Here is a 19,251-nt window from a genome sequence, read left to right as displayed (position 1 = left end):
GTGCTGGCGCGTGCCCGCTTCAGAGCGAAACGGCGTGCGGGCGTACCGGCTGCGGCAGATCGGTCGCCCCGGTGAGCACGTCGTCGATGGCGGCAGCGCACGCCCGCCCCTCGGCTATGGCCCAGACGACCAGCGAGGCGCCGCGCGAGGCGTCGCCGCACGCGTACACGCCCGCTGCGCTCGTGCGCCAATGCTCGTCGACGACCGCGGTCCCCTTCGCCGGATCGCGGTCCACGCCGAGCGCGTCGAGCAGCCCGGGGACGTCGGTGCCGACGAAGCCCGCGGCCAGCAGCACCAGGTCAGCGGGAAGCTCGGTGCGCGATCCCGCGACCGGCCGGAACTCGCGCGCGCCGTCCACCCGGACGATCTCGACCTCCTGGACCGCGACCGCGCGCACGGCGCCGTGCGGGTCGCCGACGAACTCGACCACCTCGCGTGCCCACGCCTCGTGCACGCCCTCGTCGTGGGCGGGCGAGACGCCGCGGCTGCTCGGTGCCGACGGCCACACCGGGTTGACCGGTCCGGTCCGCGGTTCCGGCCGCGGGTTGTGGTCCAGCACCGTCACCGACAGCGCGCCCTGCCGGTTCGCGGTACCCAGGCAGTCGGCGGCCGTGTCACCGCCACCGATGATGATGACGTGCTTGCCGGCGGCATTGATCTGCGGCTCAGCGATGTCACCGGCCTGCACCCGGTTTCCCTGTGGCAGGTAGGTCATCGCCTGGTGCACGCCGTGCAGGTCGCGGCCCGGCGTGCTGAGCTCGCGGGGCGCGAGTGCTCCGACGGCCAGCACGATCGCGTCGAACTGCGCGCGCAGCGTGTCCACCTGTTCAGGACCGATCGTGACGCTCGTCCGAAACAGCGTTCCTTCGGCGCGCATCTGATCCAGCCTGCGGTCGATGATGTCCTTCGGCATCTTGTAGTCCGGGATCCCGTAGCGAAGCAGGCCGCCGATCCGGTCATCGCGTTCGAACACGGTAACCGTGTGGCCGGCCCGGGTGAGCTGTTGCGCCGCGGCGAGGCCGGCCGGCCCGGAGCCCACGACCGCGACCGTGCGACCCGTGGGCTCGGTCGCCAGCTGGGGGGTGAGGGTGCCGTCGGCGAACGCGCGCTCCACGATCGCCAGCTCCACCTGCTTGATCGCCACCGGGTCGGTGTTGAGGGCGAGCACGCATGCCGCCTCGCACGGTGCGGGACAGATCCATCCGGTGAACTCGGGGAAGTTGTTGGTCGCGTGCAGCCGCTCGCTGGCGCTGACGTAGTCGTCGCGGGCGACGAACTCGTTCCACTCCGGGATCAGGTTGCCCAGTGGGCAGCCGCTGTGGCAGAACGCGACGCCGCAGTCCATGCAGCGCGCGGCCTGCTGGTTGACCGATTCCCGGCTCGGGCTCAGGTAGATCGGCTGCCAGTCGCGTACCCGCTCGGCGGCGGGCCGCTTCGGAGTGTCGCTGCGCGCGTGCTTGAGGAAACCGTGCGGGTCGTGGGCCACCGTGTCGCTCTTCCCTGTGCGGCCGCAGTGCCCGATCCGGCGCGACATCGTCGTGCGGTCGGGCGGTACGGAACAGCTGATGAGGTGCGCGGCGAGGCTGCGGTGGCTCGCGCTACGCCGCCAATACTACCGATCAGGCGGTGCGGACGAAGATGTGGTCGCTCACGTGCCGGTCCAGGTGTTCGATGGTGCCGCCGAGGTCCACCTCGACTGCGCCGGCGACCAGCGCGATGGTCGCCCGCCGGCCCGGCCGCAGCCCGGCGTCGGTCAACCGGTGCAGCAAGGCCGCGTCCGGCTGAAGCTGCTCGCTGATCCGATCCACGATGACCACGCGCGGCTCGGCCGCGGCGGCCGTGGTCAGGCTGAGCAACTCGGCGACGTCATCGCGCGAGGCGAACGGCAGGCCGAGCTCGTCCAGGCCGGGGATCGGGTTTCCGTGCGGGCACACCAGTGGCTTGTCCAGCATCGCCACGATGCGCCGCTCCACGGCGTCGCTCATGACGTGCTCCCAGCGGCACGCCTCGATGTGCACGTCCTCCCAGTCCAGCCCGATCACGTCGGCCAGCAGCCGCTCGGCGAGCCGATGCTTGCGCATGACGCCGATCGCCTCGTGTCGTCCGGCATCGGTGAGCTGCAGTTGCCGGTCGTCGGCGACGTGCAGCAGCCCGTCGCGCTCCATCCGGGCCACCGTCTGGCTCACCGTGGGGCCGCTCTGCCCCAGCCGCTCGGCGATGCGTGCACGCAGCGGGACGACACCCTCCTCCTCGAGCTCGTACACGGTCCGCAGATACATCTCGGTCGTGTCGATGAGGTCGCTGTGGTGGCTCACTGCAGGAGTACTCCGGGTCCGTGGGGTGCGCTCATCCTAGAACGCACCCGTACGGCCGCGCTGTTCCTAATTCTCCAGATAGTCCCGCAGTGCCTGCGCCCGCGACGGGTGCCGGAGCTTGGCCATGGTCTCCCGCTCGATCTGCCGGATCCGCTCGCGGGAGAGCTTGAACTCGCGCCCGATCTCGTCCAGCGTGCGCGGCTGCGAGCCGTCCAGGCCGTACCGCATGCGGACCACGGCCGCCTCGCGGGCCTCGAGGGTGTTCAGGACGTCGCGGAGCTGGGTGCGCATCAGCTGCTCCTCGACGGACGTCTCGGCCGCGGTGGTCGCGCGCTCGTCCGCGATGAAGTCACCGAGCGACGCGTCGTCGTCGGTGCCGACGGTCTGGTCCAGGCTGACCAGGTCGCGGGACAGGTCGATCAGCTCGCGCACCCGCTCCTCGGTGATGTCCAGCTCGGCTGCCAGTTCGGCGTGGCTGACCTCGCGGCCCAGGCTCTGGCTCAGCTCGCGGCGCATCCGCTGCAGCTTGTTCACCTGCTCGACGAGGTGCACGGGCAGCCGGATGGTCCGCGCCTGATCGGCCATCGCCCGGCTGATCGCCTGGCGGATCCACCAGGTCGCGTACGTGGAGAACTTGAAGCCCTTGGTGTAGTCGAACTTCTCCACCGCCCGGATCAGGCCCAGGTTCCCCTCCTGGATCAGGTCCAAGAACGGCATGCCGTGGCCGGTGTACCGCTTGGCCAGCGAGACCACCAGGCGCAGGTTCGCGCGCAGCAGGTGATCCTTGGCGCGCTCACCGTCGATGGACAGGCTGCGCAGCTCCCGCTTGCGGGCGGCAGCGAGCTTGCCCGTGTTGCCGAGCAGGTGCTGGGCGTACAGGCCGGCCTCGATCCGCTTGGCCAGCTCGACCTCGTCGGCCGCGGTAAGCAGGGCGACCTTGCCGATCTCGTTCAGGTAGACCCGCACCAGGTCCGCCGAAGCCGCCACCTCGTCCAGGTCGGCGCTCGGGCGCTCGGCGAGCGACTGGGGCGCTGCGCTACCGGTCTGGTCGAGCTCGGCCGTCACCGCCTCGGTGGTGGGCTGGGTAGTGCGCTCGGCGGTGGGCTGCGTGGTGGGCTGCGTGGTGGGCTGAGTGGTGGGCTCTGTGGTCGGCTCGGCTGCCGGCTTGGTCGCCCGCGCGCTGCGGTGCGCGCGGGTGGCGATGTGCGGCTCGGTCGGGGACGTGCGGGAACCGCTGCGCGTCGACGAGCGACGCGCGGCGTTCGCGACCTGCGCGCGGGACGGCGAAGTACTGCGGGATGTAGTCACGCTGTCAGAACCACCTCTGGATCGACCGACGCTCACCGACTAGTTCGTCAGCGGAGCATTTACGGTTCACTGCTTCAAACGTGTTTGCCGGGGTCCGGTGTTCCCGAAACCGCCGGTCACATAGCCCGCACTCAGAATCGGCCAAGCAAACCGGGGCTACAGCTCCAGCAGCACCGTGATCGGCCCGTCGTTGACCAGATCAACGGCCATGTCCGCCCCGAAAATCCCCGTCCTCACGGTTGTTCCCAGTTCCCGCAGATCGGCAACAAGGCGGGCGACGAGCGGCTCTGCGACGGGGCCGGGTGCCGCCGCGGCCCAGGTCGGTCGCCGACCCTTGCGTGCGTCGCCGTAGAGCGTGAACTGGCTGACCACCAGTACCGCGGCCTCGGCGACGTCGGCCACGCTCAGCTCCTCGCGCAGGATCCGCAGTCCGTGGAGCTTGCGGGCGAGCGCGGCGCACTGCTGCGGGCCGTCGCCGTGCGTCACGCCGACGAGCACCAACAGGCCCACCCCGATCGCGGCGACCTGCTCGCCGGCCACCGTCACCGACGCCCGGCTGACCCGCTGCACCACGGCCCTCACCGGGGACGCCCGTCGGGCCCGGATGCCGGCGGTTCGAGAAAGCCGCGCCCGATCAGGTCGCGGATGACCGGCAGCAGCGCACTGCTCACCTCGTGGTCGGACGTCCTCAGCGCGGCGGCGAGCACCGCGACGGTGGCGCCGAGCTGCACCTCGCCGGTGCAGGCCGCGACCACCGCGGCCACCGCGTCGTCGATCTGCAGCTCCCACCGCATCGCGTGCGACTGGCGTAACAGGCTCGCCGCCGGGTACCAGCCGTCCGGCCCGGCCAGCTCCTGCCGGGTCCGCACGAGATCGTCGGCCCGGCGCAGGCGGGCCTTCAGCAGGGCGCGGTCGTCGTGCTCGGCCAGCCACCGGTGCCGCCTGATCCAGCCGGGCAGGTGCGCGCCGGCCGGCTGCTCGACCGCGTGTGGCACGTCCTCGCAGACGAGGACCGGATCGGCCCGATCGGTGCGCCACATGCTGACCAGGCCCATGCCCACGGCGAGCACGCCGTGCGTCGCGAACCAGTCCAGCCACTCCGAGTACTGCGTGCGCCAGCGGGCCGTGCCCGGCTGGTCGCCGGCGTCGCGCAACCACATGCTCACGTACTCGCCAGGCTCGGCGATCTCGCGTTGCCACACCCAGGCGTCCACGCCGCGCCCGGCCAGCCAGCCCCCGATCCGCTCGTCCCACGGCTGGTCGGCGGTGATCACCCAGTTGGCGAGCAACTGGGCGAGGCCGCCCGGGCGCAGCCGGTCCGGCAGCGCGGTGACCAGTGTGCGGCTCACCCCGTCACCGGCCAGCCCGCTGTCGCGGTAGTCGTACCCGATGCAGCCGGGGGAGACCACGAACGGCGGGTTGGCCACGATCAGGTCGAACTGCTCCGCGGCGACGGGTTCGAGCAACGAGCCGCCGCGCAGCTCCCAGTGCTGTCCGCTGAGCGCGGCCGTGGTCGCGGCCAGCCGCAACGCGCGCTCACTGACGTCGGTGGCGGTCACCGACGCGGCGTGTCCGGACAGGTGCAGCGCCTGCACGCCGCAGCCGGTGCCCAGGTCGAGCGCACGCTGCACCGGCTGCCGGACCGTCGCCTGCGCCAGGGTCAGCGATGCGGCGCCGATGCCGAGCACGTGATCGGCTGCGAGTGGACCGGGGCGGACGTCGCTGCCGAAGTCGGACACCACGCACCACGAATCGTCCCCGTGGGCGGCGGCGTACGGCCGCACCTCCAGCCGCGCGCGCACGCCGTCCGGCCCGACCTCCAGCAGCGCTGGCGCGTCCTCGGGCCGTAACGGTGCCAACGCCGCCCGCGCCGCATGCGCCGGAACCGGCAGGCCGAGCAGGAACAGCCGGATCAGGGTCGGCAGCGGATCGTCCCCGCTCAGGGCGCGTTCGACGCCGAGCAGGTCACCACGGGCGTGCGCGGCCTGACCGCCAAGGCCCAGCTCGGCCTGGACGCAGTCCGGCGTGAACCCGGCCAGCGCCGCACGCAGCGCGTCGAGTGGTCCGGCGTCGAGGATCGGCAGGTGCGGCTGGCTCACGCTCGCAATCTTGTCCCACCGACCGGCTCCGCGCGCCGCGGTTGGTGCCACACTGGACAGATGCGCCGCGTCCAACGTGATCAGCCGGCGCTGATCACCACCGCACACGAGAGTGCGGATGAGGAGTACGACCGTCGGCGAAAGCGCTACGCGATCATGATGGGTATCCGCGCGGTGTGCGTGCTCGCGGCCGCGCTGACCTACCGGGTCTCGATCTGGCTGGCGCTGGCGTTCCTGGTCGGCGGAGCCGTGCTGCCGTGGTGCGCCGTGCTGATCGCGAACGACGGGCCCCCGCGCAAGCGCGATACGACCGGCCTGTTCCTGCGCTCCACCGAGCGTGCCCTGCCGCCGGGCAAGGACGACCGCACCGTCGAGGGCTGATCGGTCGATCTCGGTGGCACAATCGTCGTCGTGACGACGACACAGCTCCTCGAATCGCCGAAGACGTCCGACGCCGACACCGGCAACGAGATGTTCCACTACGTGCGCAAGGCGAAGATCACCGAGAGCGCCGTCCTGGGCACGATGGTCGAGGCGCTGTGCGGCGAGGTGTTCCCGGTGACCAAGGCGCCCAAGCCCGGGTCGCCGGTGTGCCCGCGCTGCAAGGAGATCTACGAGGGCATGGCCGACTGACCGTCCGGCTTGCCGCCGGCGTCAGGCAGGCGCCGCCAGCCACGCGGGTGCAGCACCCGCGGTGGCTTCACCGGTGTGGGTGACATGTGCTCGATCGCCGCGTTGAACTCGGCGCCCAGCAGCACGCCCAGCGCGAGGATGAAGAAGTACAGCAGCGCCGCGATCGGCGCCGCGAGCGTGCCGTACGCGTGATTGTGATCGAGGATGAACCTGATGTAGCTGCGCAGCCCGACCGATCCGGTCAGGAACACCGCGATCGCCAGGACCGCGCCGGGAATCCCGCGCCGCCAGGGCAGCCGGCGTGGCGGCGCCAGGTGGTACAGCGTGGCGAGACCGACGAGCAGCAGCAGCACCAACACCGGGTAGTACCCGGTGTTCACCAGGCTGCGGACGGTGGGCCGCCAGCGTTCGGGGAACGAGCGTTTGAGCAGGTTCGGGCCGAGCACCATCATCGGCAGCACGATCACGCCGAACAGCACCGAACCCAGGAACAGCCAGAGGGCGAGGAACCGGCTGCGGACCGCACCGCGCAGGTCCCGCATCCCGTACGCGATGGTGATCGTGTTCACGAACGTGGACGTCGCTGACGAGCCGGCCCAGATCGCGAGCACGAAGCCGATGCTGATGATGTCGGCGCGCCCGCCGTGCAGGACCTCGTGCAGCATCGGGTGCACGACCTGCTCGGTCACCTGCTGGCTGAACGCCTTGCTCAGCGTCGACTCGATCTGCTGTTCGGTGCGGTCGACCGTGCCCGCGCCGAACCACCGCGAGACGTAGCCGAGGGTCGCGACCAGCGCGAGGAACAGCGACGGCAGGCTCAGCATCTGCCAGAACGCGGCCTCGGCGGACAGCCCGAGGACGCGGTCGTGCCAGGCCTGCGCCACGGTGCGCCGTAACAGCGCGGGCAGTCGCCGCACCGCCTGGACCGTGCGCCGACCGGGGTTCACGAGAGAACAGTCTGCCCACGGACGGCCCGGCGTGGGGGCGGGCGGGGCAACCAGCGTGTCGCGCGCTACTGCGCCCAGCGTGTCGCGGGCTTCCGCGCGGTGCCCCGTCCGGCCGTCCGGTTAGGGTGGGTCACGGATGCCCTGGGGCCGAGTGCCACGGGGCATCTCGTCGCGACAGGACATCAGGAGGGATAGGCGCGTGGCCCAGCCGCACCTGCCGGCGACCGCGCCCGTACCCCGGCTGCGCGCCTGGCAGCGGGAGGCGCTGCGGGTCTATGAGGAGCGCTCGCCACGGCGCGACTTCCTGGTCACCGCGACGCCGGGGGCGGGCAAGACGACGTTCGCGCTGGCGCTGGCCGCCCGGCTGCTGGAGCGGCGCGCGATCGACCGGGTGATCGTGGTCTGCCCGACCGATCACCTGCGCACCCAATGGGCCGACGCGGCGGCGCGGGCCGGGATCGGGCTGGACGCAGCGCTGACCAACGCGACCGGTCCGGTACGACCGGACCTGACCGGCTACGTCACCACCTACGCCCAGGTCGCCGCCAAGCCCGCGCTGCACGCGGCCCGGGTGAGCGCCCGCCGCAGCCTGGTGATCCTGGACGAGGTGCATCACGCCGGTGACGGGCTGTCCTGGGGCGAGGCGGTCGCTGCCGCGTTCGAGCAGGCGCCCCGGCGGCTGTGCCTGACCGGCACGCCGTTCCGCACCCGCCCGGACGAGCGGATCCCGTTCGTGCGCTACGAGGCTGATGTCGCGGGAGGGTGGTGCAGCACTGCCGATTTCACCTACGGGTATCGCGAGGCGCTGCGCGACGCGGTGGTGCGGCCGGTGGTCTTCGCCGCGTATACGGGCACCTCGCGCTGGCGCAACAGCGCTGGTGAGGTGATTGCCGCGAGCCTGTCCGAGTCCGCGACCAAGCGCACCGAGACGACCGCGTGGCGCACCGCGCTGAACCCGAAGGGCAGGTGGGTGCCGCACGTCATCGCGGCGATGGACGAGCGGATCAGCCATCTGCGGGAGTCGGGGATGGCCGACGCCGCCGGACTGGTGCTGGCCACCGACCAGGACGACGCACGCGCCTACGCGGTGATCGTGGAGCAGATCACCGGACACCGGCCGGTGTTGATCCTCTCGGACGATCCCAAGGCGAGCGAGAAGATCAGCGCCTTCGCGACCGGGACCGAGCGGATCGCGGTCTGCGTGCGGATGGTGTCCGAGGGCGTGGACATCCCGCGGGCCGCCTGCCTGGCGTGGATGACGTCCTACCGCACGCCGCTGTTCTTCGCGCAGGGCGTCGGCCGCGTGGTGCGCGCGCGCACCACGAACGAGGTGGCGACGGTGTTCCTGCCGGCCGTGCGGCCGCTACTGGCCCTCGCCGCCGAACTGGAACTCGAGCGCAACCACGTCATTCCACCGCCGGCCGCCACCGACGACGCGCTGCTGGACCTCGAGCGGCCCGAGCCCGAAGCGGGGGAGGGCGAGCGGATCGAACTCGTCGATTCCGACGCCGCGTTCGCGCACCTGCTGCATGCCGGGCGGGCGGTCGTCGCCGCGCCGGGGCCGCTCAGCGACGAGGATGAGGACTTCCTCGGGCTGCCCGGCATCCTGACCCCGGAGCAGACGGCCGCGCTGCTCGCCCGCCGGGACACGCACGCCCGGCACCGCGCCAGTACGGCGGCAGCCGTGCCGCCCTCTGCGGAGACGGTCGCCTGGCGGGCCGGCGCCGAACTGCGCCGGGAGGTCAACCGGCTGGTCGGGGTGCTGGCGGCCAGGCAGGGCCGGCCGCACGGACAGATCCACGCGCAGCTGCGCCGGGCCGTTCCCGGGCCGGCGTCCGCGGCCGCCGGGGTCGATGTTCTCGCGCAGCGCCGGGACCACCTGATGGAGCTGCTGGGCGGCTGATCGGCGGCGCCCCGGGTGGCGAGCCTCACGCTCAGAGCGAACGCCGGAATCGTTCGGACCGTGTGAGTCGTTGGGCGAGGTGTACGGCTACGGATCACCGATCCCCGGCCGATAACAACGAAACAGCAACTCGTAGGGTTTTCGGGGTGTCGCCTCGGCCACCGGCAATTCGGTGGTTGGGTTGGGACATCACCGGGGACGATGAAGGTCCCGGACGGGATCAGGGATAGACGAAAGAGGTGCCAACGTGACCACGACCATCGCCGCGAGTCCGCTGACAGCTGTTGACAGGTGTGACCGGTGCGGTGCGCAGGCCTACGTCCGCGCCGTGCTGCTGTCCGGATCCGAGCTCCTGTTCTGCGCACACCACTGGCACGAGAACGAGACCGCGCTGCGCAAGATCTCCGGAACCATCCACGACGAGACCGGCCGGCTAGCCGACGTCCCCCCGACGGCCGCCGTCGAGGAACGCTGAGCCACGACAAGCGCCGAGGCGCTGTACGTGAAGGGCCCCGTCCGGATCGGACGGGGCCCTTCACATACAGCGGAGCAATCCGGCTACATCAGTCCAGGTAGTCGCGCAGCACCTGCGAGCGCGACGGGTGGCGCAGCTTGCTCATCGTCTTGGACTCGATCTGCCGGATCCGCTCGCGGGTGACCCCGTAGACCTGGCCGATCTCGTCCAGCGTGCGCGGCTGGCCGTCGGTCAGGCCGAAGCGGAGCTTGACGACGCCGGCCTCGCGGTCGGACAGGGTCTGCAGCACAGACGTCAGCTGATCCTGCAGCAGCGTGAAGGACACCGCGTCGACGGCGACGACCGCCTCGGAGTCCTCGATGAAGTCGCCCAGCTGGCTGTCGCCCTCGTCGCCGATCGTCTGGTCCAGGCTGATCGGCTCACGCGCGTACTGCTGGATCTCCAGCACCTTGTCCGGGGTGATGTCCATTTCCTTGGCGAGCTCCTCCGGGGTGGGCTCGCGGCCCAGGTCCTGCAGCAGCTCGCGCTGGATGCGGCCCAGCTTGTTGATGACCTCGACCATGTGCACCGGGATGCGGATGGTGCGGGCCTGGTCGGCCATCGCGCGGGTGATCGCCTGCCGGATCCACCAGGTGGCGTACGTGGAGAACTTGTAGCCCTTGGTGTAGTCGAACTTCTCGACGGCGCGGATCAGGCCGAGGTTGCCCTCCTGGATCAGGTCCAGGAAGGCCATGCCGCGGCCGGTGTAGCGCTTGGCCAGCGAGACGACCAGCCGCAGGTTGGCCTCGAGCAGGTGGTTCTTCGCCCGCTCGCCGTCGCGCACGATCCAGCGCAGGTCGCGCTTGGCCTGCAGCGCCAGCTTCTCGGCGGCTTCCTCGACCTGGCGCAGCCGCTCGGCGGCGTAGAGCCCGGCCTCGATGCGCTTGGCGAGGTCGACCTCCTCCTCGGCGTTGAGCAGCGCCACCTTGCCGATCTGCTTGAGGTAGGCGCGGACCGAGTCGGCCGAGGCGGTCATCTCGGCGTCCTTGCGCGCCTGGCGCAGCGCCTCGGACTCCTCCTCGTCGTCCCAGGTGAACTCCGCGCCCTCTTCGTCCTCGGCGCCTTCGACGGCGGCGTCGGCGCCGGCGGCGATCGCGGGATCGACCTCGGTGCCCTCCTCGGGCTCGCCCGGCTTGGCGGGTCTGGCACCCGCCTTGGTGGCCGGCGCCTTCTTCGCCGGCGCCTTGGCCGCGGCCGGCTTGGCGACGCCCCTGGACGCCGGCTTGGCGGGAGCCTTGGTCGCCGGGTGGGCCGCAGCCTTGGCGGGTGCGTCCTTCTTGTCCGCGGGCTTCACCGGCGCACTGGTGCGCTTGGTGGCCGTTGCGGCGACGGTGTTCTTGGTGTTGCTGGTGACGGTGTCTTGCGACTGCTTGGTGGATACCACTGATGACCTTTCACCATGCTGCGCACGAACTCCATGCTCGCGGCGCGGTCACGACTTTCCGCTCGGCGCGGCTGACAAGTGTGCGGGTCGCAGGCCGTCTGTTTATCGCCTCAAGATCGAGTCCAGTACGTGCGCAGGCCCTGTGCCGTTCATTGTACTGCGACGTCGCCACTGTGCCAGCCAGGCATCACGGCCGAAGGTTTCACTCACCGTGACGCTCGGCCGCGGCGATGGCCGCGCCGACGATCCCCGCGTCGTTGAGCAGCTCCGCCGGCTTCACCGGGGTGTTGAGCTCGAGCAGCGGCACCCACTTGTCCGAGTCCTTGCTGACGCCGCCGCCGACCACGAAGAGGTCGGGCGTGAACAGCCGCTCCACGTGCGACATGTACGTCTCGACTCGCTTCGCCCACTTCTTGTACGACAGCTTCTCCTCGTCCTTGACCGAGGCCGCGGCCCGCGTCTCCGCGTCGTGGCCGTCCAGTTCGAGGTGGCCGAGCTCGGTGTTCGGCACGAGCCGCCCGTCCATCAGCAGCGCGCTGCCGATGCCGGTGCCGAAGGTCAACAGGATGACGACACCGGGCACCCCCTTCGCTGCGCCGAAGCGCGCCTCGGCGATGCCCGCCGCGTCGGCGTCGTTGAGCACGATCACGTCGGTGCCATGCCCGGTCGCCTCGGTGAAGCAGGCGTCGACGTCGGTACCGATCCAGCTCTTGTCCACGTTGGCGGCCGAGCGCGCCACGCCGTGGGAGATCACCGCCGGGAAGGTCGCCCCGACCGGACCGGCCCAGTCGGCATCTGCCAGCAACTGCACCACCACCTGCGCCACCGCGTCCGGCGTCGACGGTTGCGGCGTGAGGATGCGGGTACGGGGCGTCACCAACGTTCCGGTCGACACGTCGACCACGGCACCCTTGATGCCGCTGCCGCCGATGTCGATGCCGTACGCCTGACCGGACCTGCCGGTGTGCTCACCCACGCCGCTGCTCCCACTCTGCTTGCTTCCGCGGGGTGACCCTATCGCCGCCCCCAAGCGGTCGTGGTGCGATGAGGGCATGAGCGACGCTGCCGAGGACCTGATCCATGAGCTCGAGGACATCGCCGTGCTGCTCGCGCGCGGAGCCGCCGAGGTGGTCCGGGACGCGCGCCGCGGGCGGCTGTCGGTCTCGGCGAAGAGCACCGTGACCGACCTGGTGACCGCCGCGGATCGTGAGGTCGAGCGGTGGCTGGTGGCCCGGTTGGCCGCGCTGCGTCCCGGGGACGCCGTGCTCGGCGAAGAGGGCGGTGCGCACGCCGGGACGGCCGCGGGTGGTCGCGTTCGCTGGCTGCTCGACCCGATCGACGGCACGGTCAACTTCGTGCTGGGGGTGCCGCAGTACGCCGTGTCGGTCGCCGCGGAGCTGGACGGGACGGTCGTGGCGGGCGCGGTGTGCAACCCGGCCAACGGCGAGCTGTACCGGGCGCGGCAGGGCGCGGGCGCGTACCTCGGCGGCGAGCGGCTCACCGGGCCGCGCGACGTGCCGCTCGAGCGGGCCGTGATCGGCACCGGCTTCGGCTACGACGCACGCCAGCGCACGCGCCAGGTGGCGGTCGTCGCGCAGCTGCTGCCGCGCATCGCCGACATCCGCCGGATCGGTTCGGCCAGCCTGGACCTGTGCGCGGTCGCCGCCGGCCGGCTGGACGGCTACTTCGAGGCCGGCCTGAACGTCTGGGACTACGCCGCAGGCGCGCTCATCGCGGCCGAGGCCGGCGCCCTCGTGTCCGGCCTGCGAGGGCGTGCGCCGAGCGGCCTGCTGACCGCGGCAGCCGGGCCGCATCTGGCGCCCGCCCTGCTCGCGTTGCTCGAAGAGCTGGGCGCGGACGCCGTCAACAGCTAGGACTGCTCCCCGAACCCTGCGGGGTGCCGGTCGTGCGCACCAGGGTGATGCCGTCGGCCTTGAGCGCCGCGGCGACCGCGGCCGGCGTCGCGACCGACTTGAACGTCGCGCCGAGCGAAACGAGCACCGTGGAATCGGTCGCGTCGGTCTTGACCAGCTTGGCACCGGGGAAGTAGTAGGCCAGCAGCTGCGCTCCGGGGGCGCTGTCCGGTCCGTAACGGATCTCGGCCACCCCCGCGATCTGGCCGTGACCGCCGAAGGATTTGTCGTCGTTGACGGCCTTGCCGGGGCTGCGGAAACCGTCCTTGACCAGCACCAGGCGGGTGGCGGCGGCCAGACCCTTGCGTTTGGTGGAGTTGAGCACCGTGACCGTGATCGCCGCTGCCTCCGGCAGCGTCTTCGGAGCCTGTGACGTCGGGCACGTCGGCTTGTCGGCGGCCTTGCTGTCGCTGCGGTGCAGCACCCGCCACCACACCAGCGCGGCCAGCAGGCACAGTGCGAGAAGGAACGCCAAAGCCGGCAGCGGACGCCGCTTCGTCGGACTCGTCATGGCTTCGGGAGACCTCCTGAACTCGCGGCCGTCAGCCTATCGACGCGCCACTGGGGAATGCCGGAGACATCCCCGCCGTTGGTGTGATTTCCCGACGCGGTACCGTTCCGCGGCCGACACGTACGAGGTGATGCATGACCCGTCCGGCCGGTGCGGGTAATCGGGCACAAACTGCGGGCTTCGTACGTTGCAGCGCCGGAACCTGAATGACTTGACCTGACCAGCACAATGCAGTGGCGATCCCCCCGAGGAGTTGAAGACAACAATGGCGACTGACTACGACGCGCCGCGTCGCGGTGAGGCCGACGATCTGGGCGAGGACTCGCTCGAGGAGCTCAAGGCAAGGCGTGCCGAGGCACAGTCCGGATCGATCGACATCGATGAGACCGAGCTGAACGAGTCCCTCGAGCTGCCCGGTGCGGACCTGTCCGGCCTGTCCGGCGAGGAACTCACCGTCCGGGTCATCCCCAAGCAGGACGACGAGTTCACCTGTTCACGCTGCTTCCTGGTGCACCACCGCAGCCGGCTGGCGCGCCAGAGCAAGGGCCAGTACATCTGCCGCGACTGCGCTTGATCCGCAGCGCGGTCTGGTCCGCGGCGTGCGGGTCTGCGCAGCACCACGCGCAAGCTCAGGTGGCTACGCAGGCCCGCACGCAAGCTCGCTGACGCTCGCGCGCCGGCGGGCTGCTAGAGGCTCGCCCGCAAGCCGGCGCCGCCGTCTATTACGAGGGTCTGGCCGGTGATCCAGGCGGCGTCGGACGAGGCGAGGAACGCGGCCGCGGCAGCGATATCGGCGGGCTCGCCCAGGCGTCCGAGCGGATAGCCGGCCGCGGCTGCGGCCTCGTCCTCGGCGTACAGCGCCTCGGCGAAGCGCGTCTTGACCACAGCCGGGGCGATCGCGTTCACCCGCACAGCGGGCGCCAGCTCGGCGGCCAGTTGGACGGTGAGCCCGATCAGGGCCGCCTTGCTCACGCCGTAGTAGGCGATCCCGGGCGCGGGATGCAGCCCGGCCACCGAGGCCATGTTGACCACCGCGCCCGCCCCGTCGGCCCCGAGACCCGCGGCGAGCGCCTGCCTGGTCCAGGACAGGGCGGCCAGCACGTTGACGTCCATGATCTTGCGCGCGGCACTCTCGTCGACCCCGACCAGCGGGCCGTACGCCGGATTGATGCCGGTGTTGTTCACCAGCACGTCCAGCCGGCCGAACTCCCGGCCGACCGTCGCGAACACCTCCGCCTGGTGCTCCGGATCGTCGGCCCGCCCGGCCACGAAGACGGCGTGCTCGGACCCGCCCAGCGCGGCCGTCGCCTCCTGCAGCGGCTCCGGCTTGCGGGCGGTGATCAGTACCCGGCCGCCCTCGTCGACGATGCGGGTGGCGATGGCCAGGCCGATGCCCCGGCTCGCGCCGGTGATGACGGCGGTCCTGCCGGCGAAGCGCCCTGGCAGCGGTGAAGGGGTCATGGCCCCGGACCCTAGCGGTACGGAGCGGACGCCCGGCTACCCGGCGCGAATGAGATCGACCACCCGCTGCGGGTGCCGGGTGCTCACGATCCAGTAGGGCGTCGGGTCCTCCGGGTCGTCCAGCCACAGCTGCACCCCGGGGCCGATCCACGGCCGGATCGAGACGAATGCGGCCGGATCGCCCTCGCGGCCGACGACGCGTCGCAAGGTGGCGGCATCCAGCGCCACGCAGCCGCTCACGTACTCCAGCGGCAGGTGGGCACCCCTGATGCTGACCTCACCGTGCGCGATCTGCAGCGAGCTGTGCCCCATCCACCACACGATCGCCACCGACAGCGGCAGCAGCGTGCCGAACGGGATCCAGTCGGTCAGGTGGTACCCGGCGATGTGGAACTCGGCGGCCAGCAGCGACGCGACGAACAGCGCGACCGCGTACCACCACCACGGCGTGCGCAGCCGCTCGAGGTACCCGGCCTGCGGCCGGCGCTCGGAGCCGCCTGCGGGAACCGCGTCCGGCGGAGTCTCGCTGCTGGCGCTCACGCCGTCGAGGGTAGCCTGCCGTGCGATGAACTCTGCTGCCGAGCCGGACCTTCAGGTGCTGGTCCACCGACTCGATCCCGAACTGCCGCTACCGGTCTACGCCTTACCCGGTGACGCCGGCGCCGACATCGTCGCCGCCGAGCAGGTCACCCTGGCGCCGGGGGAGCGGGCGCTCTTGCCGACCGGCTTGGCGATCGCGCTGCCCGCGGGATATGCCGCCTTCGTGCATCCGCGCTCCGGGCTCGCGGCGCGCGTCGGCCTGGGCCTGGTGAATGCGCCCGGCACCATCGACTCCGGCTACCGTGGCGAGATCAAGGTGATCGTCATCAACCACGACACTGCCCGCAGCCTGACCCTGGCCCGCGGCGAGCGGATCGCCCAACTGGTCTTCCAGCGGGTCGAACGAGCCAGTTTCGTCGAGGTGGATCAGCTGCCGGCGTCGGAGCGGGCAGCCGGTGGCCACGGCTCGACCGGTGGTGCGGCCGCCCTGCAGCCGGCCGGTGTGACCTCGGAAGGGAACAGCTAGTGCCGTCGCGACGCAGGCAGAAGCGCACCGATCGGTCCAAGATCGACGCGACCCCGCCCTGGGAGACCCGGGTGCGGGACGAGCCGGAACCGACCACCGGGCCGTACGACGAGCGCGACGCGCCCGACGACGACATCGCGCGCGTCGATCTGGGTGCGCTGCGCATCCCGGTGAACGCGAACCTGGAGGTGCGCCTGGACGTCAACGAGGCGCAGCAGGTGATCGCGGCGACGATGGCCGGCCCGCACGGCACGATGCAGCTCGGCGTGTTCGCAGCACCGCGCAACGAGGGCATCTGGGACGAGGTGCGCGCGGAGATCGCAGCGTCGATGAACGCGCAGCGTGGCCAGGCCAAGGAGCGGCACGACGGCCCGTTCGGCACCGAGCTCACCGGCAAGCTGCCGGGCGAGGGTGGCCTGGTGCCGGTGCGGTTCATCGGCGTCGACGGGCCGCGCTGGTTCCTGCGGGCGATGCTGGTCGGCCCGGCGGCAGTGGAGGAGTCCAAGGCCGCGCCGTTCCTGCGCGCGTTCGAGCAGGTGATCGTGGCGCGGGGCTCGGACCCGCTGCCGGTGCGCGAGCCGGTCCCGCTGCGCCTGCCCCGTGACGTCGTGCTGCCCGGCGCCGAGGAATCCGGCGCCGAGGAACCCGGCACGGACGGATCCGGCGCGAGCTGACGCGGCCGCCGAGAAACGCGACTACCCTGAACCCGTGGGCCACAACCTGTCGTTGCTGCGGCGCCTGACCGCGAGCACGCACCAGCTCGACGCGGTCGACCTGCAGACCGAGGTCGAGCGGCTCGCCTGCATGCCGCTGGACAAGCTCCAGCGCGGTGCCAACGTCGTGGTCGCCGGCCGGCTGCGCGCTGTCGTCTACACGCCGAGCGAGAACGTGCCGACGCTGGAGGCCGAGCTGTTCGACGGCTCCGGCTCCATCGCGCTGGTCTGGCTCGGCCGGCGCCGCATCGCCGGGGTCGAACCGGGCCGCCGCATCCTGGCGCGCGGGAGGGTCGGCGTCCACAACGGCGCACCGGCGATCTACAACCCCTGGTACGAGCTGCTGTGCAGTTCCTGACCGGGGGCCCCGCCAGGGAGCCAGCCGCCGGGGAGGCCGCCGTGGGCGACCGGATCGACCTGCGCGAGACGTATCGCAGGCAGATGCTGGCCAGCATCGGTGGCTGGACCGGCACCGCGATCACCGCGATCCCGCCGGTCGTGTTCGTGATCGTGAACGCGATCACCGAGCTGCGTCCGGCGATCGTCGCCGCGGTGGCCACCGCCGTGGCGCTGGCTGCCTACCGGCTGATCCGCAAGCAGCCGACCCAGCAGGCGATCTCGGGCCTGTTCGGGGTGCTCATCGCGGCTCTGATCGCCGCCCGCACCGGTCAGGCGCGCGGGTACTTCCTGCTCGGAATCTGGACCAGCTTCCTGTACGCGGTGCCGTTCGCGGTCTCGATCGTGGCGCGCCGCCCGCTCATCGGCTGGCTGTGGGAGTTCCTGGACCCCACGCCCGGGCTGGCCGGGGACGCCCGCTGGTACCGATGCCGGCCCCTGCTGCGCGCCTATTCGTGGGCCACGCTCGCGGCCACGATCGTCTTCCTGGCCCGCGGCACGGTGCAGCTGACGCTGTACGAGCACAACGTCACCGGCTGGCTGGCGTTCGCGCGCGTGGCGATGGGGTACCCGCTGTGGATCGCCGCCGTCGCGTTCGCGTTCCTCGTCGGGACGCGGGCGCGGCACGCCGTGACCCGTGCGGCTGCCGCCGACGGCGATGACGCTGGCGGCGCCGAGGGCAACGCGGCCTCAGTCGATGATGGCGCTGCGGAGCGCGGCCTCGGTCTCGGGTAGGGCCACGAACAACAGCTCGTCGCCAGCCTCGAGCGGCTCCTCGCCGCGCGGCGTGATCACCCGCGTGCCGCGCACGATCGCCACCAGCACCGCGTCCTCGGGCAGGTCCAGGTTGCGCACGGCGCGACCGGCACAGTGCGCCCCTTCGGGCAGCGTCACCTCGACCAGGTTGGCCTGACCCTCGCGCAGCCCGAACAGGCGCACCACGTCACCGACCTCCACCGCCTCCTCGACGAGCGCGGCCAGCACCCGTGGCGTGGACACCGCGACGTCGACCCCCCAGGCCTCGGTGAAGAGCCACTCGTTGGACGGGTGGTTGATCCGGGCGACGACCCGGCGCACCGAGAACTCGGTCTTGGCCAGCAGCGACACGACCAGGTTGACCTTGTCGTCGCCGGTCGCGCTGATGACGACCTCGAAGTCCTCCAGCCCGGCGTCCTCGAGGTTCGCCACCTCGCAGGCGTCGCCCAAGCGCCAGTCGGCGCCGGGGATTCGATCCGGGACGACCTTGTTCGGCTCCTTGTCGATGAGCAGCACGTCGTGGCCGTTCTGCAGCAGTTCGCGGGCGATGGAGCGGCCGACCGCGCCCGCGCCGGCGATCGCGACCTTCATTCGGCTGCTCCGAGCGGGGGCCGCTCGGCGGCGTGGCGCAGCGTGTCGGCGAGCGCGTCCGTGGTGAGCGCGTGCAACGTGTCGCCGGACTGGATGAGCATCGTCGCGGTCGGCAGCATGCCGGTGCCGAACCGGGTGAGTAGGCCGACCCGGCTGCCGGTGGCCGCCTCGAAGTCCGCCACCGACTTGCCCACCCAGCCCTCGTGCGGCGCGACCTGGGTGAGCGCGACCGCACCGGACGGGTCGCGCCACGCCTCCGAGGTGGCCTCGCCGAGCACGCTCTTGAGCAGCCGGTTCGCCGTCCACGGCACGGTGGCGACGGTGGGGATGCCGAGCCGCTCGTACACCTCCGCGCGCTTGGGGTCGTAGATGCGGGCGACCACCTTCTGCACGCCGAAGGTCTCGCGTGCGACCCGCGCTGCGATGATGTTGGAGTTGTCGCCGCTGCTGACGGCCGCGAACGCAGACGCCTGCTCGATGCCGGCCTCGACCAGGGTGTCGCGGTCGAAGCCGATCCCGACGATCGACCGGCCCGAGAACTGCTCACCGAGCCGGCGGAAGGCCAACGGGTCCTGATCGACCACCGACACGCTGTGGTCCAGACGGGCCAGGCTGTGGGCGAGGGAACTCCCGACCCGGCCACAGCCCATTACGACGATGTGCACGGTGCGCACATCTCCTTTCCCCAGCGGGCGTCCAGGCCGGACGCACCTCGCGCGGATCGTCCCGGCGAAATCGCGC

The 19,251-nt window shown here is 71.6% G+C and carries 23 protein-coding genes; 10 read left to right on the top strand and 13 right to left on the bottom strand.

Features of this window, described 5'->3' with window-relative positions:
* Nucleotides 1-19 precede the first annotated feature (19 nt).
* From M6B22_RS01140 to M6B22_RS01120, 5 genes are all read right to left on the bottom strand, one after another.
* Nucleotides 20-1,486, bottom strand: coding sequence for a glutamate synthase subunit beta (locus tag M6B22_RS01140; RefSeq protein ID WP_269443928.1), 1,467 nt, complete (start codon nucleotides 1,484-1,486; stop codon nucleotides 20-22).
* A gap of 133 nt (nucleotides 1,487-1,619) precedes the next feature.
* A complete protein-coding gene (locus M6B22_RS01135; RefSeq protein ID WP_407935615.1) occupies nucleotides 1,620-2,279 on the bottom strand; it encodes a metal-dependent transcriptional regulator in 660 nt (219 codons plus the stop codon).
* Between the two features lie 102 nt (nucleotides 2,280-2,381).
* Nucleotides 2,382-3,380, bottom strand: a complete 999-nt coding sequence (gene sigB / locus M6B22_RS01130) for an RNA polymerase sigma factor SigB (protein ID WP_269445802.1) — start codon at nucleotides 3,378-3,380, stop codon at nucleotides 2,382-2,384.
* Between the two features lie 399 nt (nucleotides 3,381-3,779).
* Entirely contained in the window at nucleotides 3,780-4,205 is a 426-nt protein-coding gene (gene dtd, locus M6B22_RS01125; protein ID WP_269443926.1) for a D-aminoacyl-tRNA deacylase, read from the bottom strand.
* Complete coding sequence (locus M6B22_RS01120; RefSeq protein ID WP_269443925.1) at nucleotides 4,202-5,722, bottom strand: DUF7782 domain-containing protein; 1,521 nt, start codon at nucleotides 5,720-5,722, stop codon at nucleotides 4,202-4,204. The genes dtd and M6B22_RS01120 overlap by 4 nt, the downstream gene beginning before the upstream one ends.
* Before the next feature lie 60 nt (nucleotides 5,723-5,782).
* On the opposite strand from M6B22_RS01120, the gene M6B22_RS01115 reads away from it, so the two are divergent.
* Nucleotides 5,783-6,103 (top strand): DUF3099 domain-containing protein, encoded by a 321-nt coding sequence (locus tag M6B22_RS01115; RefSeq protein WP_269443924.1) that lies wholly within the window; start codon nucleotides 5,783-5,785, stop codon nucleotides 6,101-6,103.
* A 30-nt stretch (nucleotides 6,104-6,133) separates the two neighbouring features.
* Nucleotides 6,134-6,355: a DUF3039 domain-containing protein gene (locus tag M6B22_RS01110; protein WP_269443923.1), complete on the top strand. Its 222-nt coding sequence runs from the start codon at nucleotides 6,134-6,136 to the stop codon at nucleotides 6,353-6,355.
* On the opposite strand, the gene M6B22_RS01105 is transcribed toward M6B22_RS01110, so the two are convergent.
* Complete coding sequence (locus tag M6B22_RS01105) at nucleotides 6,334-7,272, bottom strand: YihY/virulence factor BrkB family protein (protein ID WP_269443922.1); 939 nt, start codon at nucleotides 7,270-7,272, stop codon at nucleotides 6,334-6,336. The genes M6B22_RS01110 and M6B22_RS01105 overlap by 22 nt on opposite strands.
* A gap of 166 nt (nucleotides 7,273-7,438) precedes the next feature.
* On the opposite strand from M6B22_RS01105, the gene M6B22_RS01100 reads away from it, so the two are divergent.
* Together M6B22_RS01100 and M6B22_RS01095 are read left to right on the top strand one after the other, a co-directional pair.
* On the top strand, nucleotides 7,439-9,205 hold the full coding sequence (locus M6B22_RS01100; protein ID WP_407935581.1) for a DEAD/DEAH box helicase: 1,767 nt from the start codon (nucleotides 7,439-7,441) through the stop codon (nucleotides 9,203-9,205).
* Between the two features lie 247 nt (nucleotides 9,206-9,452).
* Nucleotides 9,453-9,680, top strand: a complete 228-nt coding sequence (locus tag M6B22_RS01095; RefSeq protein ID WP_269443920.1) for a DUF7455 domain-containing protein — start codon at nucleotides 9,453-9,455, stop codon at nucleotides 9,678-9,680.
* 88 nt (nucleotides 9,681-9,768) lie between these two features.
* On the opposite strand, the gene M6B22_RS01090 is transcribed toward M6B22_RS01095, so the two are convergent.
* On the bottom strand, nucleotides 9,769-11,103 hold the full coding sequence (locus M6B22_RS01090) for an RNA polymerase sigma factor (RefSeq protein ID WP_269443919.1): 1,335 nt from the start codon (nucleotides 11,101-11,103) through the stop codon (nucleotides 9,769-9,771).
* 202 nt (nucleotides 11,104-11,305) lie between these two features.
* The gene (gene ppgK, locus M6B22_RS01085) at nucleotides 11,306-12,079 is read right to left on the bottom strand and encodes a polyphosphate--glucose phosphotransferase (RefSeq protein WP_269443918.1); all 774 of its coding nucleotides are present in this window, start codon (nucleotides 12,077-12,079) and stop codon (nucleotides 11,306-11,308) included.
* A 76-nt stretch (nucleotides 12,080-12,155) separates the two neighbouring features.
* On the opposite strand from ppgK, the gene M6B22_RS01080 reads away from it, so the two are divergent.
* A complete protein-coding gene (locus M6B22_RS01080) occupies nucleotides 12,156-12,977 on the top strand; it encodes an inositol monophosphatase family protein (RefSeq protein WP_269443917.1) in 822 nt (273 codons plus the stop codon).
* On the opposite strand, the gene M6B22_RS01075 is transcribed toward M6B22_RS01080, so the two are convergent.
* Nucleotides 12,967-13,527 carry a LytR C-terminal domain-containing protein gene (locus M6B22_RS01075; RefSeq protein WP_269443916.1) on the bottom strand — a complete coding sequence of 187 codons (561 nt, stop codon included), beginning with the start codon at nucleotides 13,525-13,527 and terminating at the stop codon, nucleotides 12,967-12,969. The genes M6B22_RS01080 and M6B22_RS01075 overlap by 11 nt on opposite strands.
* Before the next feature lie 265 nt (nucleotides 13,528-13,792).
* Between M6B22_RS01075 and M6B22_RS01070 the strand changes: the two genes are divergently transcribed.
* Nucleotides 13,793-14,101, top strand: a complete 309-nt coding sequence (locus tag M6B22_RS01070; RefSeq protein WP_269443915.1) for a DUF4193 domain-containing protein — start codon at nucleotides 13,793-13,795, stop codon at nucleotides 14,099-14,101.
* A 113-nt stretch (nucleotides 14,102-14,214) separates the two neighbouring features.
* Here the strand turns inward: M6B22_RS01070 and M6B22_RS01065 are convergent, their stop codons facing one another.
* Entirely contained in the window at nucleotides 14,215-14,973 is a 759-nt protein-coding gene (locus tag M6B22_RS01065; protein WP_407935614.1) for an SDR family oxidoreductase, read from the bottom strand.
* Nucleotides 14,974-15,024: 51 nt separating this feature from the next.
* Nucleotides 15,025-15,528, bottom strand: coding sequence for a DUF3093 domain-containing protein (locus M6B22_RS01060; protein ID WP_269443913.1), 504 nt, complete (start codon nucleotides 15,526-15,528; stop codon nucleotides 15,025-15,027).
* Nucleotides 15,529-15,553: 25 nt separating this feature from the next.
* Between M6B22_RS01060 and dut the strand changes: the two genes are divergently transcribed.
* Genes dut through M6B22_RS01040 form a run of 4 tightly spaced genes read left to right on the top strand, consistent with a single transcriptional unit; the run spans nucleotide 15,554 to nucleotide 17,898 of the window.
* On the top strand, nucleotides 15,554-16,054 hold the full coding sequence (gene dut / locus M6B22_RS01055) for a dUTP diphosphatase (RefSeq protein ID WP_269443912.1): 501 nt from the start codon (nucleotides 15,554-15,556) through the stop codon (nucleotides 16,052-16,054).
* Entirely contained in the window at nucleotides 16,054-16,728 is a 675-nt protein-coding gene (locus tag M6B22_RS01050) for a DUF3710 domain-containing protein (RefSeq protein WP_269443911.1), read from the top strand. Before dut ends, M6B22_RS01050 begins: the two co-directional genes overlap by 1 nt.
* Before the next feature lie 34 nt (nucleotides 16,729-16,762).
* A complete protein-coding gene (locus M6B22_RS01045) occupies nucleotides 16,763-17,125 on the top strand; it encodes an OB-fold nucleic acid binding domain-containing protein (RefSeq protein ID WP_269443910.1) in 363 nt (120 codons plus the stop codon).
* A 41-nt stretch (nucleotides 17,126-17,166) separates the two neighbouring features.
* The gene (locus M6B22_RS01040) at nucleotides 17,167-17,898 is read left to right on the top strand and encodes a DUF3159 domain-containing protein (protein ID WP_269443909.1); all 732 of its coding nucleotides are present in this window, start codon (nucleotides 17,167-17,169) and stop codon (nucleotides 17,896-17,898) included.
* Here M6B22_RS01040 and M6B22_RS01035 read toward each other — a convergent pair.
* Nucleotides 17,854-18,510, bottom strand: coding sequence for a potassium channel family protein (locus M6B22_RS01035; RefSeq protein WP_269443908.1), 657 nt, complete (start codon nucleotides 18,508-18,510; stop codon nucleotides 17,854-17,856). The genes M6B22_RS01040 and M6B22_RS01035 overlap by 45 nt on opposite strands.
* Nucleotides 18,507-19,175 carry a potassium channel family protein gene (locus tag M6B22_RS01030; RefSeq protein WP_269443907.1) on the bottom strand — a complete coding sequence of 223 codons (669 nt, stop codon included), beginning with the start codon at nucleotides 19,173-19,175 and terminating at the stop codon, nucleotides 18,507-18,509. Before M6B22_RS01030 ends, M6B22_RS01035 begins: the two co-directional genes overlap by 4 nt.
* Nucleotides 19,176-19,251: the final 76 nt, after the last annotated feature.

Origin of the sequence: Jatrophihabitans cynanchi (assembly GCF_027247405.1) — a bacterium.
Lineage (GTDB): Bacteria > Actinomycetota > Actinomycetes > Mycobacteriales > Jatrophihabitantaceae > Jatrophihabitans_B > Jatrophihabitans_B cynanchi.
This window is presented reverse-complemented; position numbering and strand designations above follow the sequence as displayed.

Bases quoted from the DNA above. Each gene is read 5' to 3' on its own strand.
- M6B22_RS01115 (WP_269443924.1), top strand. From the start codon at position 5,783: ATGCGCCGCGTCCAACGTGATCAGCCGGCGCTGATCACCACCGCACAC.
- M6B22_RS01035 (WP_269443908.1), bottom strand. From the start codon at position 18,510: ATGAAGGTCGCGATCGCCGGCGCGGGCGCGGTCGGCCGCTCCATCGCC.
- M6B22_RS01135 (WP_407935615.1), bottom strand. From the start codon at position 2,279: ATGTATCTGCGGACCGTGTACGAGCTCGAGGAGGAGGGTGTCGTCCCG.
- dut (WP_269443912.1), top strand. From the start codon at position 15,554: ATGAACTCTGCTGCCGAGCCGGACCTTCAGGTGCTGGTCCACCGACTC.
- M6B22_RS01080 (WP_269443917.1), top strand. From the start codon at position 12,156: ATGAGCGACGCTGCCGAGGACCTGATCCATGAGCTCGAGGACATCGCC.
- M6B22_RS01075 (WP_269443916.1), bottom strand. From the start codon at position 13,527: ATGACGAGTCCGACGAAGCGGCGTCCGCTGCCGGCTTTGGCGTTCCTT.
- M6B22_RS01100 (WP_407935581.1), top strand. From the start codon at position 7,439: ATGCCCTGGGGCCGAGTGCCACGGGGCATCTCGTCGCGACAGGACATC.
- M6B22_RS01070 (WP_269443915.1), top strand. From the start codon at position 13,793: ATGGCGACTGACTACGACGCGCCGCGTCGCGGTGAGGCCGACGATCTG.